Genomic DNA, 14,192 nt, shown 5'->3' on the forward strand with positions numbered 1-14,192 from the left:
CGACGCCATGAAAAGCCAGGTTTTGGACGACTTCGCATCCGTCGCCGATTGGACCGCGGTCACCTCGGGCCAGGCGCGGCTGGACATCTCCCGAGCAACGGAAGCGGACGGCCACGCCCTGCGGCTGGACTTCGACTTCGGCGACGGCGGCGGCTTCGTGGTGGCGCGCAAGCCGATCGACCTATCCTTGCCGGAAGCCTACGCCTTCACGTTCCGCCTGCGCGGCGCCGCCCCGCCCAACAAGTTCGAATTCAAGCTGGTGGACCCCGGCGGCCACAACGTTTGGCGCTACCAACAGGAAGGCTTCGATTTCGCCTGCGACTGGCGCGCGCTGAAAATCCGCAGCAGCCAGATCGACTTCGCTTGGGGACCGGCCGGCAGCGGCCCGGCGCAACGAATCGGCGCCATCGAAATCGTCATCGCCGCGCCCCCCGGCGGCAAGGGCAGCGTCTGGCTGGCGGACTTGCGGCTGGAGGACCACAGCATCCGCGAAACACCCTTGCTGCAAGCCTCCAGCGCCCTGCCCGGACACGACGCCGGCTGCGCCATGGACGGCCGCAAGGACAGCCACTGGCGGCCGGATCCCGCCGACGCCGCCCCCTGGCTGCTGGTGGACTTCCGCGAGGAGCGGGAATTCGGCGGCCTGGCCGTCGATTGGGCGTCCCGGGCCGCCCCGTTCGAAGTGCAGATTTCCGCCGACGGCAACCATTGGCGCAGCGCTTACCAAGCGCCGCAGGCCCAAGGCCGGCGCAGCCCCGTCTACCTGCCCCAATGCACGGCGCGCTTCGTCCGCCTGGCCCTGCGGTCCGCCAGCGACGGCATCGCCGAAATCGAGGTGCAGCCTTACGACTATTCCCGCTCCATCGACGCTTTTTTCCGCCACCTGGCCCAGGAAAGCCGGCGCGGCCTCTATCCCCGCTACCTGTACGGCGAGCAAAGCTACTGGACGCCGGCGGGCGTGCCCCATGGGCTGACCCGCGCCGTGCTCAACGAAGAAGGCCTGCTGGAAGTGGACGAAGGCGGCTTTTCCCTGGAACCGTTCCTGTACCTGGACGAAAAACTCCTGACCTGGGCCGATGCCGCCGTCGAACAACGGCTGGAACGGGACTACCTGCCCGTCCCCTCGTCGGTCTGGCGGCTGCACGGCCTGACGCTGACCACCACAGCCTTCGCCGGCGGCGAGCTGGACGAGGCGGTGCTGTACGTGCGCTACCGGCTGGAGAACGTCGGCGGCGAGTCCCGCCCGGTGCGCTTCTTCGCCGCCATCCGGCCGTTCCAGGTGACGCCGCCCTGGCAGTCCTTCGGCAAAATCGGCGGCACCAGCCCGATCCGCCGGCTGGCTTACGACGGCCGAACGATACGGGTGGACGACGGCAAAACCGTCGTCCCGCTGGCCGTCCCCACCGCCTTCGGCGCCGCCGCCTTCGACCAGGGCCAGGTGACGGCGGCCTTGCTGGCCGGCGAAACGCCGGCGTCCGGCCTGGTCGAGGACGGATTCGGCTACGCCTCCGGCGCCTTGCGTTACGACCTGGAGCTGGCGCCCGGCCAGCGACGCGATGTTTACCTGGCCATCCCTTTCGGCGCAGCGGACGCCGCCAAGGCGGAGCGATGCGGAAACGCCGACGGCGAACAGCTGCTCGCCGCCCACCTGCGGCATTGGGAAAGCCGGCTGGATAAAATCGAGCTGCGCCTGCCCGAGGCGGCGCAAGCCGCCCACCTGGCTTGCAAAACCGCCGCCGCCCACATCCTCGTCAATCGCAGCGGCCCGGCCATCCAGCCGGGGCCGCGCCGCTACATCCGCTCCTGGATCCGCGACGGCGCCTCCATGGCGGCGGCCTTGGTGCGCATGGGTTGCGCCGCCGAGGCGGCGGACTACGCCCGCTGGTACGCGCCCTTCATCGCCGCCGACGGCAACGTGCCCTGCTGCGTGGACCGCAACGGCCCCGACTGGCTGGCCGAGTTCGACAGCCAAGGCCAGTTCGTCCACGCCGTGTGGGACTATTACCGCTTCAGCGGCGACCGGGCGTTTTTGCGGGAACTGTGGCCCGCGGCACAACGGGCGCTGGCCTATCTGGAAGCGCTGCGCGCCCGCCGCCTGACAGAGGACTTCCGCACGGAAGGCAAGCGCGCCTGCTACGGCCTGCTGCCGGAATCGGTCAGCCACGAAGGCTACCTGGCCCAGCCGGTGCACGCCTATTGGGACGATTTCTGGGCCTTGCGCGGCCTGGAGGACGCCGCCGCCATGGCGCAAGCGCTGGACCAAATCACCGAGGCGGCGCGCCTGGCCGGGCTGGCGGCCGACTTCCGCCAAGCCCTGGCGGAGTCCATCCGAACCACCATGGCCCAACGCGGCATCGACTTCCTGCCCGGCTCGGTAGAGTGGGCCGACTTCGACCCCGCCGCCAGCGCCAACGCCATCAGCCTCCTGGACCGCCCCCCCTTGCCGGCCGACGCCGTCGCCCGCACTTTCGACCGCTACCTGGAGCACTTCCGCCGGCGCCGCGACGGCGGCATGGAATGGACCAATTACACCCCCTACGAAATCCGCGTCGTCGACGCCCTGGTGCGCCTGGGCCGGCGCGACGACGCCCACGAGCTGCTCGACTTCTTCCTGGCCGACCGCCGCCCCCGGGCCTGGAACCAATGGCCGGAAATCGCCTGGCGCGACGCCCGCACCCCGGCCCATCTGGGCGACGTGCCCCACAGCTGGATCGGCGCCGAGTACGTGCTGGCCTTCCGCAACCTGTTCGTCTACGAGCGGGAAACCGAGCAAACCCTGGTGATCGCGGCGGGCGTTCCCGCCCGATGGCTGGACGGCGGCTTCGAAATCGCCGTGAGCGGCATGCCCACCGGCTACGGCAAGCTCAGCTACACCCTGCGCCGGGAAGGGGAAAACCGCCTGCGCTTGCGGCTGTCCGGCGATTTTGCCGCGCCGCACGTCAGGATGGCGCTAAGGCCGCCGCTGCCGCGCCCCCTGTCCGGCGTGACGGTGAACGGCGAAGCGGCGGAGCATTTCGGCCGCGACAGCGTCGCGCTGGCTTGCGCCGGGGCGCCACTGGAAGTCGTCATGGCGTTTTGAGCGCTGCCCAGCCGGCGCAAAGGGCATTACAATAGCTCACCCATGAATACCCTCATCGCCTTCCAAACCATCGTCTACAAGGAAGTCGCCCGCTTCACCCGCATATGGCCGCAAACCATCCTGCCGGCGGCGGTGACCACCTCCCTGTACTTTTTGATTTTCGGCCGCCTCATGGGCGAGCGCATCGGCGACATGGGCGGCTACCGCTATATCGATTTCATCGTGCCCGGCGTGATCCTCATGACGGTGATCAACAACGCCTATTCCAACGTGGTGTCCTCGTTCTACTCCACCAAGTTCCAGCGCCACATCGAGGAGCTGCTGGTGGCGCCGGTGCCCAACTGGGTGATCCTGGCCGGTTACGTCACCGGCGGCGTGGCGCGCGGGCTGGCGGTGGGCGGCGTGGTGACGGCCATCTCCCTGTGCTTCACCGAAGTGCGCATCCACGATTACGGCATCACCCTGGCAGTGTTCCTGGTGACCTCGGCCTTGTTCGCCCTGGCCGGCTTCATCAACGCCGTCTACGCCAACAGCTTCGACGACATTTCCATCATCCCCAATTTCGTGCTGACGCCCCTGGTCTACCTGGGCGGGGTGTTCTACACGGTGGACCTGCTGCCGGAATTCTGGCGCAACCTGTCCCTGGGCAATCCCATCCTCTACATGGTCAACGCGTTCCGCTACGGTTTTTTGGGGATCAGCGACATCCCGCTGCTGCACGCCTTTTCCATCGGCCTGGGCTTTATCGCGGCGCAGGCCGTGTTCGCCCTTTACCTATTAAACAAAGGCGTGGGCTTGAAAAGTTGAGGCGGAGACGCCACAACCCATGGCGAAGTCCGTCATCGTTGCCAAACGCCCGCTTCAGCCGAAAGACCCGCGATGAGTTCTACACAGCTCTCTTACGATTTGCCCGTAGTGACCCAATGGCCGGACGGCCGGATATTGCAATGCCGCGCCCATCGCATAGACCAGCACGGCATGACCATCAGGGTGCCCTATACCGCCAAGGCGGGCAGCCAAATCAGGCTGGGCTTCAAAATCCTGGTGGGCGGCAAACCCCAAGCCATCTCCGCCGTCGCCACGGTCAGCCTTAGCTATTTGTCCGGCAGCGACAACATGTTCCATATCGACCTGCGCTTCAAGCAGCTCAGCCCGCAGCAGCAGGAAGACATCGAAACCTTCATCCGCGAACGCAAAAAGGGCTAACCGCCCCACAGTCGCTCGCGCAAGCCGGAAGCCCTGGCCGGCAAAGCGGCCAGGGCCCGCGTCAACGCCTCCGCCGTTCCCCAGATCTCCGCCCGCTGTTTGGCGCGGGTCACCGCCGTGTAGGCCAGCGGCCGGTTGAGCACCGGACTGGCCTGATCGGGCAGCGCCAGCAGCACCTCGTCGAACTCCGAGCCCTGGCTTTTATGCACGGTCATGGCGTACACCGGCTGATGCTCCGGCAGCCGGCCGGGGGCCAAGCCGCGCACGCGGCCCTCGCCGTCCTCGAAAAACACCCGCAACTGGCCGCCATCCTCCAGGGCGATGCCGATGTCGCCGTTGAACAGCCGCAGGTTGTAATCGTTGCGGGATATCATCACCGCCCGGCCCGGATACCAAACCGTGCGGTAGTTAAGATTGCGCCGCTGCTTGAGGCGCTCCTCCAGCAGCCGGTTGAGGTTTTCCGCGCCGCCGTCCCCTTCCCGATGGGCGGTGAGCGCGCGGAAGCGGTTGAAGGCCGCCAGGGCCGCCGCCGCGTCGCCCTGGCGCACCGCATCGAAATAGCCGGCGTATCCCTCCTCCATGCGCCGCAGCAGGTCGTCCTTCAACTGGGCGAAACGCCCCTGCTGCCAGGCGATGCCGTTTTCCCCCCGCGCCAACAGCGCCAAAGCCGGCTCGGCCTGGCCGTCGTTGAACAGCCGCGCCAAGGCGCCGATGCCGCTGTCGGCGGCGAAGCGGTGGGAGTGGCGCAGCAGCAGGATGGAGTCGGACAAAGGGGAGGACGCTGGCCCCTCGCCGGCGGCGGCGACAGGCGCTCCCGCCTCCCGCAGCAAAGCCAAAAACCCGTCGCTGTATCGCCCGCCGGCGCAAATGTCGCCGAACACCGATCCCGCCTCCACCGAGGCCAGCTGGTCCTTGTCGCCCAGCAGGATCAAGCGGCAGCCGGGCGGCAGGGCGTCCAGCAGCTTGGCCATCAGCGCCAAGTCGATCATGGAAGCCTCGTCCACCACCAGCACGTCCAAAGGCAAGGGGCGCTCGGCGTTGTGGCGGAAATAGACCGAATCGGGCCGGCTGCCCAGCAGGCGGTGCAGGGTCAGGGCGTTTTCCGGGATGGCCGCCACGGTGTCGGCATCGAAGCCGAGGCTCAGCTTGGCGCCGCGGATGGCGTCCTGCATGCGGGCGGCGGCCTTGCCGGTGGGCGCCGCCAGGCCGATGCGCAAACCGCCGCCGGCCTGGGACTGCAAGGCGGCGAGGATGCGGATGACGGTGGTGGTTTTGCCGGTGCCGGGGCCGCCGGAAATAACGCAGAAACGCCGCAGCACGGCGGCGGCCGCCGCCGCCCGCTGCCAGTCCGGCTGCTGGGTGTTGTGGGTGAACAAACGGTCCAGATCCCGGCGCAGCTTGGGCAAGTCCACGTCGTCGCAAAACGCCGCGCGCTGCAGCAGCTGTTGCGCCAAGCGCGTTTCGTAATGCCAGTAGCGGGCCAGGTAAAGGCGCGCGCCGTCCAGGACCAAGGGGGTGTGCTCGCCCGGCGCGCCGATGATTCCTCCGGCTCCCTCTCCCTCAGGGAGAGGGTTGGGGTGAGGGGAAGTTAAAAAGCCATGGTCATTTAATCCCCTCACCCTATCCCTCTCCCTGAGGGAGAGGGGACCGGAAGTTGTGGGCTCATCGGTAGCGCCAAAACCACCCGCCAAGTCCAAGCACACATGCCCCTCTTCCACCGCCAGGCAAACGCGCCTGGCCAGGTCCAGCACCGATTCCGGCGCCTGCGGATGCAACCGTCCCAAGCAGGCGGCGAACTGTTCGGCCAGGGGCGAATAAGTTTCCGTCATGCCGCCTCCTCCCCTTCGAACAAGCGATCCAAGGCGTCGATCAGCGCCGGCGACGGCCGGTCGGCGTGGATGCCGGCGCCGGGGAAAGCGGGATGGATGCCGCGCAGGAACAGGTAATAAACGCCGCCGAAGTGATGCCCATAGTCGTAGTCCGGCTGGCGCAGCCGCAAGTAACGGTGCAAGGCCAGGCAGTAGATAAGGTATTGCAGGTAGTAGTGCTCGCGCGCCACGGCCTGCTCCAGGCGCGGCGAAATATAATCGGCCGGGCTGGCGCCGAGCCAATTGGACTTCCAGTCCACCACGTAGTAACGCCCCTCGTGCGCGAATACCAGATCGATATAGCCTTTCATGTAGCCGTGGGCGGCGTCGAAGGCCAGCTGCCCGGCGGCCTGCACGAAGGCCGGCGCCAAACCGTAGGCCGGGTCGGCCAGCAACGCTTGCAGCCGCCGCGCTTGCAGGCCCTGCAGGGCGAAGGTGAATTCCAGCTCCACCAGCCGCTGCCCGGCCGGCACGCGGTTCAACCGCAGCGCCGCGCCGTCCAGGGGCGCGTCCAGCACGGCATCCACCATGGCCGCCACCACGGCGTTCCATTTCTCGTCGATGGCATAGGCCTTGAGCTTGCGGGCCGCCAACCGCTCCAACGGCTCACGCTCGCGACAAGTGAACTCCCAGTTTTCGAAAACGGCGTGCAAGCAGGTGCCAGCGTTGGCGCCGCGCGGAAAAGTGAAGATGTTGTCGCCGGCGGGCGGCGGCGGCGCGGCGGCGCTCGCCGCGTCGTGGTCCGGCGCTTCGCTGTGGCGGCCGGCGGACAGCGCCGAAAAACTGGTCATGCGCCAAGCCGGCTGCAAAACGCCGCGGGTGAAAGCCTGCGCCGCCAGGCCGTCGCGCGGCTCGGCGGCGGGACGACCACCCTCGCCAGCGGCGGAGGCCTGCGCCAGGCCGATGGCGTCGGGCGCGCCTGCCGCCAGCCGCTCCAGCGCCTCGACGATGGCTCCGTGATCCAAGGCCTTGGCCCGCCGCTCCAGCGCCGCCAGGGAATCCTCCGCGCCGACGCAATCGCCGCCGTGCAGCAGCCAGAACAGCGCCGACAGCTCCATACCGGAAACGTGGCCCCACACCACCTGGCAGCGGTGCTTGGCGCGGGTCAGGGCCACGTAGAGCAGGCGCAGCTTTTCCGCCAGGCGCTCGCGAGCGACGGTGCCCAGCGTGGAATCGTCGGGCTGGAAGGTCAGCCAAGGCTGCTGCCGCTCGTCGTGGTAAGCGAAGCTGCTTTCGTCCTTGCGCAACAGGCCGCCGTCCCACAGGAAAGGGCAATACACCACGGGATACTCCAAGCCCTTGCTGGTGTGCACGGTGACGATCTTGACCCGCTCCGCGTCGCTTTCCAGCCGCAGCAATGCCGCCTCCTCGCCCCGCTCGGGCTGGTGCAGCTTGCGGCCGAACCAGCCCAGCAGCGCGTCCAGCCCGGGCCGCTCGTGGCTTTCCACTTGCAGCAGTTCGGCCAGGTGCAGCAGGTTGGTCAAGCGCCGCTCGCCGTCGCCATGGGCCAGCAGACGCTCCGCCACGCCGGCCTCGTCGAACCAGGCGCGCAGCATGGGCATGAAGCCGTGGTCGCGCCATAGGGCATGGTAGCGGTGGAAGCGGTCCAGCTGCTCCTCCCAGGCGGCCTCGTCCTGCTGCAGGGCGAACAGCTCGCCGGCCCGCCAGCCCATCAATTCGGTCGCCAAGGCCCCTTTCACCAACGGCTCCCGCCCCGGCTCGGCGGCGGCCAGCAGCACCCGCTCCAGCTCCATGGCCTCGCTGCCGGCGTAAACGTTGTCCTGGCCCTGGCGCACGCTGGGTATTCCCAAAGCGCGCAACGCCAACTCCATGCGCCGTCCCTGGTGATGGGTGGACACCAGCACGGCGATGTCGCCGCCGTTGAGTTTTCGAGTTCCCTCTCCTTCCGGGAGAGGGTCGGGGTGAGGGGGAGTTAAATAGCCACGGCCTTCTCCACCCGTCCCCCTAAGGGAAAGGGGATCAAGCCTCGCTGGCTCCTGGGCAATAGCGGAGTCGGATACCAATCTCGCCCTCCCCTGCCGCGCCAAGCCCAGCAACCGCGCGATATCCGCCGCCGTGGACTCCGCCGCCATCTCCGCCGCCCGCTCCTTGCTCCAGGGCTTGGCCCCCTTGGAACCGGCAGGCGGCTGCGGCAGCACGTCGAAGCGGAACGGCGCGCCGCCGTCGCCTTCCACCGCCAGCCAAGGCTTGGGCCGCGTGGAGGCCTGCGCCGGGCGGAAATCGATGTCCTCCACCAGGAACGGCGCACCGTGGCCGCTGAACAAGGCGTTCACCGCGGCGATCAGCTCCGCCGTGGAGCGCTGGTTGGTGTCCAGCGTATGCAGCCGTTCCGCCTGATGGCGCGCTTGCAGATAGCTGTACACGTCGGCGCCGCGGAAGCTGTAGATGGCCTGTTTGGGGTCGCCGACAAAGAACACCGGCTGGCCGGAACCGCCGTAAATCGCCTCGAAAATGCGGTACTGCACCGGATCGGTGTCCTGGAACTCGTCGATCAGGGCGGCCCGGTAGCGCTCGCGCAGGCCCTGGGCCAGATGGGCGCCGTGCTCCGCATCCAGCGCCTCGGCCAGGCAGTTGAGCAAATCGTTGTAGGAAAGCACTTGCAGCGCCGCCTTGCGCTTGGGCAGCTCCGCGTTGCACCAGGCCAGCAGCCGCGCTTTGCCGGCGGCCAGCTTGGCCTCGAGCCGGGCGGCGGTTTCCTCCGCCGCCTCGATCAAGCCTTGGCAGGCGTCGAAAAAAGCGTGGCTGGGCGGGGTGCGGCCTTTTTTCGCCGCGCCGGCCAAGGCTTCCGGCGTCAGCTTGGCGGCATTGTCCGGCAGCCTTAGTCCGGGCCGGGCCGAAGCGAAATAGCCGTCGAATGCGGCGCACCATTTGGGCACCGACGCGGCGCGGTATTTGTTGCCGTCCAGATCGCCGGCCAGCAGCAGGGCCATGATCGCCTCGCGTTCGCCTCGCCAGAGCGCCCTTGCCTCGGCGTACGCCTGCTCCAGGGGAGCTGTGAACGCTGCGGCACACGCGTCGCCCTCGGCCACCCGCAGATAAGGCTTGCCCACGTGGGGCGCAATCTCCGCCAGCCAAGCGTCCGGGCTTTGGCCGGTCTCTGCCAGGAAATCCACCCACAACCCGCCGGCCGGATACACCTCGCGCCGCCAAAAATCGTCCACCACTTCCCGCAGCAACTCCCGCTCGTCGGGCACCAGCTCCTGCTCGAAGCCGCTGCCGGCCTCGAAAGCGTGGTCGGTGAGCGCCCGCTGGCAAAAGCCGTGGATGGTGAAAATGGCCGCCTCGTCGAAGCCGCTGATGGCGCGGGTCAAGCGCGCCCGCGCCCTGTCCCGCTGCGCCTCGTCCATGGCGAGCAACAGCGCGGCGCAGAACGCGTCTTCGCTGCCGCCCGCCTGCAAAGCGGCCAGCATGTCCGCCAAACGACGGCGGATGCGCTCGTGCAACTCGGCGGTGGCCGCCTTGGTGTAGGTGACCACCAGGATTTGCTCCACGTCCAAGCCCTGCTCCAGCAGCAAGCGGAGGTACAGGCCGGTGATGGTCCAAGTCTTGCCGGTGCCGGCGCCGGCCTCGATGAGGGTGAGGCCGGGCAGTTCGATGTCGTGAATCTCGAGGCGTGAAAAAGTCTTCATTGGAAGAAGAAGTACCAGCCGGGCGCAGCGGCGTCAAATTCCGTGCCCGATAGACGAAGCCGAATCCCTGCGTCCGAGGGCTCTACTCGATCCGGCGTTGCGGCGAGCGTCGGTAACCAACAGCCAAAACCGGGGGCGAACCAACGGCCGGCGGAAGCGGTTGGCCTTCAGGCCATGAAAGCAACGGGCCGAGGAACAAAGGAATCCCTGCTGCCTAGTCTGGTTAGCTCCGGCGGCGAAACCGGATAGAGCCGGTGCATTCCACGTTTCGCCGCGCGATGGCGCACTTGACGCGGCAGGCGCTTTTTCCCACCATGCCGCCAACGTCAACCATCAGGAGTTTGCCATGCACACCGTACTCGTCACCGGCGCCAACCGAGGCTTGGGGCTAGAGTTTTGCCGTCAATACGCGGAGGCGGGCTGGCGGGTGCTGGCCGCCTGCCGCGACCCCGACAATTCCAAGGCCTTGCATGGGTTGGCCAAGCGCCACGGGGGCCTGGAAATCCACGCGCTGGACGTGGCGGACCACGCCGCAATCGACCGCCTGGCGGAGGAGCTGCGCGGCCGCGCCGTCGACGTGTTGTTGAACAACGCGGGAGTCTACGGCGACAACGACCAAAACGATTTCGGCAGCATGGATTACGGCTTGTGGGAACAGGTGTTGCGCATCAACACCCTGGGGCCGGTGAAAATGGCCGAGGCGTTCCTGCCCCACGTGTTGCGCGGCGAACGCAAATTGGTGGTGGCGGTGACTAGCCTGATGGGCAGCATGGCGGACAACTCCAGCGGACATTCGCTGATGTACCGCAGCAGCAAGGCGGCGCTGAACGCCGCCGTGCGCAGCTTGGCCTTGGATTTACGGCCGCGCGGCGTGGGTTTCCTGCTGGTGCATCCGGGTTGGGTGCAGACCGACATGGGCGGCGCCAACGCGCCGTTGCAGGCGGAGGAAAGCGTGCGCGGCATGCGCCAGCAGGTGGAGCACTTCGATTTGCGCCACAGCGGGGAGTTCGTCAATTACCTGGGCAAGCCGCTGGCTTGGTGATATTCCGCGTGCTAGCGGTCGGCATTGCCCCTTCGCTGCCGATGAAGGGCTGTAATCCTCCCTCTCCCTGAGGGAGAGGGAACCGGAAGTGGCGGCGCAGGGCAACGAGACGATCACAGTTAATAGCGGCCTCCCTCAATGCGCCGCGTCCAGACCGTAAGGCTGCGGCGGCACGATGGGCTCGCGGCCCAGCAACAGGTCGGCCAGCAGCCGCGCCGAGGCCGGGCCCATGACCAGGCCGTTGCGGAAGTGGCCGCAGTTGAAATACAGGTTGGAAATTTCCGGATGGACGCCGATGTAGGGCACGCCGGAAGCGGTGCCCGGCCGCAATCCGGCCCATTGCCGTTCGATGGGGCAGTCGGCCAGGGCGGGCAGAATGTCCAAGGCGAAGGCTTGCAGTTCGGCCAGAGCGGCGTCGGTGAGGCTTTTGTCGAAGCCGGCCCGCTCCACCGTGCTGCCGGCCAGGATGTGGCCGTCGCGGCGCGGAATGAGGTAGCGGTTGCCGGACAGGACGATGCGGCCCAACAGGCCGGGAGGCGCTTGGAACAGCACGATCTGGCCTTTCACCGGCTCCACCTGCACGAAGCGCAGCAGGCCTTCGGACCAGGCCCCGGCGGTGACCACGTAGCGATCCGCCGTCAACAGCGTGCCGCCGACTTCCACGCCCGTCACCTTGCCGTCTGCTTGCCGCAGGCCTTCCACTCCGGCACCCTCCAGCAACTGCAAGCCCCGTTGCAGCACGTCGGCTTTCAGCGCTTTGAGCAAGCGCGGGTTGCGCACCTGGGCGGTGGCCGGCAACCACAAGCTGTCCCCGGCGGCCAGACGCAGGGCCGGCTCCATGTCGGCCACGGCGGCGGCGTTAAGCTCGTCGCAGGCCGCCGCCGAGGAGGCGCACCAAGCCCGTGCCGAACCGCGTTCGGCGGCATCCATGTCCAAATACAGCGCACCGCAGCGCCACCATTCCGGGTCGGTGCCGCTGCCCTGCGACAGGGAGTCGGCCAGCTCCGGGTAGTAAGCCTGGCTCCAGCGGCACAGGCGGTTGATGGCGTCGGCCTCGTGCCAAGGCCGCAGCGGCGACAGGATGCCGCCGCCGGCCCAGGACGACTCGCCGCCCACCACGCCTTTTTCCAACAGCGTCACCCGCGAGCCGCCTTGCAACAGCTCCCGCGCGGTCAAAAGCCCGGCGACGCCGCCGCCTATGATGAGAATGTCGGTCATTGCTATCTCAGCGCCTCGCCGCGTAATCGATAATTTCCTTAAGGATGCCGTTCATCTTGACGCCGAACTGGTTCAGCTGCGGATTGGCGGTATCCGTCGGCAAGGTATGGCCCACCACCGCGGTTTTGCCGTTCCTGCTGTAGACGGCCACGGTGCAAGGCATGTAGCGGATGGCGTCCGGGTCGATTTTCAGCAATTCCTTGGCGTAGCCCAGGTTGCAGAATTGCAGCACGTCGTAGTCGGGAAAGGGCTCGCCGTCGCGCTCGCGCAGCGCCTTGCCCAATTGGTTGTGGCCGGTCAGACGGAAATTTTTTTCGCTGACGATCAGCTTCAAGTCGTCCACCACATCCTGAAACGGCTTGGCGCTTTCCACTTGATAATAACCCGCCGTTGCCTCACTGTTGGCGGCCATCGCCGCCGGCACGCACCAAACCAGCCACAATGCGGCCAGAGTAACCAACCATCGCTTAGCCATCACGTCCCACCTCCGTCGAATCAGGCATATGGCCGAACAGCTTAGCATTCCGCAACCCATCGCAACACTGACCGGCGTGGTCCTGGCCGGCGGCGAGGCGCGCCGCATGGGCAATCGCGACAAAGGATTGATCCCGTTCCGCGGCCGGCCGCTGGCGGCTTACGCCCTGGACGCCCTTGGCCGAGTGGCCGGCCGCGTGTTGATCAACGCCAACCGCTACCGGGAAACTTACGAACAACTGGGCTATCCGGTGATCGGCGACGCCGGCGACGGATACGAAGGTCCCCTGGCCGGCATGCTGGCCGCCCTGCGCGCGGCGCAAACGCCCCATGTGCTGGTGGTGCCCTGCGACTGCCCCTTGCTGCAACCGGCGCAGCTACGGCGTCTGTACGACACGCTGTTGGCGCAAGACGCCGAAGCCTGCACGGCCCACGACGGCGCGCGGCTCAACCCGGTATTCGCCGTGTTGAAGAGCGACCTGGCGAACAGCTTGTCGGCCTATATGGACAGCGGCGAGCGCAAAGCCGAAGGGTGGCTGCGGCGGCACAGGCTGGCGGTGGTGGATTTCAGCGACGCGCCGGCGCTGTTCCGCAACGCCAACACGCCGGAAGAACTGGCCGCCTTGGAAAAAGAAATCGCCTAGCTGACGACCACAAAAAACCCCTGGACGGATTCATCCGCCAGGGGTTCTCGCCGCGGCCGCAGCAGGGCCCGCCGCAATGCTACTTTTGGTTCGGTTCCAGACTGTTTTCCATTTCCTGGTCCAAGTCGTCCTCGAAGCCTTCCTTGAGAGGGGGATGGCCGTCGTAAACCAAATAATCGCGCTGCTGGAAGTAAGCGTTGCGGATGAACTCGTAACGATCCAGCGCCGCTTCGTCGGCGATCTTCGAGGCGCTGAGCAAATCGGCGCGAGCGTCAACCATGCGCAACGCATAGATGCCCGAGCTGATGGCCGCCCCTCCCACATAGGTAAAGGGATTGGTGAGGGTGTCGCCCACCAGGCCGCCCAACCCGCGCGGCGTGCTCGGACCGACCAGCGGCAGGACGATGTACGGTCCGGTCGGCAAGCCCCAAGCGCCCAACGTTTGATCGAAATCTTCATTGTGCTTGGGCAAATCGATCATGCTCGCCACGTCGATGAAGCCGCCCACGCCGGCCGAAGTGTTGACCAGGAAACGCCCGGCATCCATACCGCCCTGCAGGAACTTCCACTGCAGCAGGTCGTTGAACGTCACAGCGATATCGTCGATATTGCTGAAGAAATTGCTCACGCCCTTATCGACGAAGGAAGGGGTAATGAACTGGTAGCCGTGGGCCAAAGGCTTCATGACGTAGTCGTCCAAGCCGTCGTTGAACGACTGCACGTCGCGGTTCCAACCCTCGTAGGGATCGCGAGGATCGTGCAGCTGCTGCACCAGTTCCGCCTTGCTCTCGGTGACGGCCGGAGCGCAGCCGACCAGCGCAGCCCCCATGGCGACGCCAAGCAGACAGCGCGACAGGGCGTTCCGCAACGACTCGTTCTTGTTCATTTCTCTTTCCACTCGTCTTAATCGGATAGGGAAGACCGGCAATCTATCGTCACACAGTAGCATAAACCCGACAAATCTTCGAGCCATGGGACGGCCGCCCGCCGGACGGCGTCTCCATGGAACAA

Annotated in this window: 10 protein-coding genes; 5 read left to right on the plus strand and 5 right to left on the minus strand. The window is 66.9% G+C overall.

The features are described 5' to 3' along the window. Positions 1-7 precede the first annotated feature (7 nt). From K5607_RS12250 to K5607_RS12260, 3 genes are all read left to right on the plus strand, one after another. A complete protein-coding gene (locus K5607_RS12250; protein WP_221047171.1) occupies positions 8-3,079 on the plus strand; it encodes a discoidin domain-containing protein in 3,072 nt (1,023 codons plus the stop codon). A gap of 42 nt (positions 3,080-3,121) precedes the next feature. Then, positions 3,122-3,886 (plus strand): ABC transporter permease, encoded by a 765-nt coding sequence (locus K5607_RS12255; protein ID WP_054774688.1) that lies wholly within the window; start codon positions 3,122-3,124, stop codon positions 3,884-3,886. 72 nt (positions 3,887-3,958) lie between these two features. Next, entirely contained in the window at positions 3,959-4,285 is a 327-nt protein-coding gene (locus tag K5607_RS12260; RefSeq protein WP_156302900.1) for a hypothetical protein, read from the plus strand. Here K5607_RS12260 and recD read toward each other — a convergent pair. Beyond that, the gene (gene recD / locus K5607_RS12265; protein WP_221047173.1) at positions 4,282-6,114 is read right to left on the minus strand and encodes an exodeoxyribonuclease V subunit alpha; all 1,833 of its coding nucleotides are present in this window, start codon (positions 6,112-6,114) and stop codon (positions 4,282-4,284) included. The genes K5607_RS12260 and recD overlap by 4 nt on opposite strands. Continuing rightward, positions 6,111-9,803: a UvrD-helicase domain-containing protein gene (locus K5607_RS12270; RefSeq protein WP_221047174.1), complete on the minus strand. Its 3,693-nt coding sequence runs from the start codon at positions 9,801-9,803 to the stop codon at positions 6,111-6,113. Before K5607_RS12270 ends, recD begins: the two co-directional genes overlap by 4 nt. Before the next feature lie 346 nt (positions 9,804-10,149). On the opposite strand from K5607_RS12270, the gene K5607_RS12275 reads away from it, so the two are divergent. Beyond that, the gene (locus K5607_RS12275; protein WP_221047176.1) at positions 10,150-10,845 is read left to right on the plus strand and encodes an SDR family oxidoreductase; all 696 of its coding nucleotides are present in this window, start codon (positions 10,150-10,152) and stop codon (positions 10,843-10,845) included. 135 nt (positions 10,846-10,980) lie between these two features. On the opposite strand, the gene thiO is transcribed toward K5607_RS12275, so the two are convergent. Further along, entirely contained in the window at positions 10,981-12,063 is a 1,083-nt protein-coding gene (gene thiO / locus K5607_RS12280; protein ID WP_221047178.1) for a glycine oxidase ThiO, read from the minus strand. Between the two features lie 7 nt (positions 12,064-12,070). Next, a complete protein-coding gene (locus K5607_RS12285) occupies positions 12,071-12,538 on the minus strand; it encodes a DUF302 domain-containing protein (RefSeq protein WP_217995027.1) in 468 nt (155 codons plus the stop codon). A 28-nt stretch (positions 12,539-12,566) separates the two neighbouring features. On the opposite strand from K5607_RS12285, the gene mobA reads away from it, so the two are divergent. Continuing rightward, entirely contained in the window at positions 12,567-13,181 is a 615-nt protein-coding gene (gene mobA / locus K5607_RS12290; protein WP_054774074.1) for a molybdenum cofactor guanylyltransferase MobA, read from the plus strand. A gap of 79 nt (positions 13,182-13,260) precedes the next feature. Here mobA and K5607_RS12295 read toward each other — a convergent pair whose 3' ends face one another. Then, the gene (locus K5607_RS12295; RefSeq protein WP_054774075.1) at positions 13,261-14,067 is read right to left on the minus strand and encodes an MlaA family lipoprotein; all 807 of its coding nucleotides are present in this window, start codon (positions 14,065-14,067) and stop codon (positions 13,261-13,263) included. Positions 14,068-14,192: the final 125 nt, after the last annotated feature.

The sequence above is a fragment of the Methylogaea oryzae genome (genome assembly GCF_019669985.1).
Lineage (GTDB): Bacteria > Pseudomonadota > Gammaproteobacteria > Methylococcales > Methylococcaceae > Methylogaea > Methylogaea oryzae.

Excerpts from the sequence above, each read along its gene's own strand:
- K5607_RS12275 (WP_221047176.1), top strand. The coding sequence starts at position 10,150 with ATGCACACCGTACTCGTCACCGGCGCCAACCGAGGCTTGGGGCTAGAG.
- K5607_RS12260 (WP_156302900.1), top strand. The coding sequence starts at position 3,959 with ATGAGTTCTACACAGCTCTCTTACGATTTGCCCGTAGTGACCCAATGG.
- K5607_RS12250 (WP_221047171.1), top strand. The coding sequence starts at position 8 with ATGAAAAGCCAGGTTTTGGACGACTTCGCATCCGTCGCCGATTGGACC.
- K5607_RS12295 (WP_054774075.1), bottom strand. The coding sequence starts at position 14,067 with ATGAACAAGAACGAGTCGTTGCGGAACGCCCTGTCGCGCTGTCTGCTT.
- mobA (WP_054774074.1), top strand. The coding sequence starts at position 12,567 with ATGGCCGAACAGCTTAGCATTCCGCAACCCATCGCAACACTGACCGGC.
- thiO (WP_221047178.1), bottom strand. The coding sequence starts at position 12,063 with ATGACCGACATTCTCATCATAGGCGGCGGCGTCGCCGGGCTTTTGACC.
- recD (WP_221047173.1), bottom strand. The coding sequence starts at position 6,114 with ATGACGGAAACTTATTCGCCCCTGGCCGAACAGTTCGCCGCCTGCTTG.
- K5607_RS12270 (WP_221047174.1), bottom strand. The coding sequence starts at position 9,803 with ATGAAGACTTTTTCACGCCTCGAGATTCACGACATCGAACTGCCCGGC.
- K5607_RS12285 (WP_217995027.1), bottom strand. The coding sequence starts at position 12,538 with ATGGCTAAGCGATGGTTGGTTACTCTGGCCGCATTGTGGCTGGTTTGG.
- K5607_RS12255 (WP_054774688.1), top strand. The coding sequence starts at position 3,122 with ATGAATACCCTCATCGCCTTCCAAACCATCGTCTACAAGGAAGTCGCC.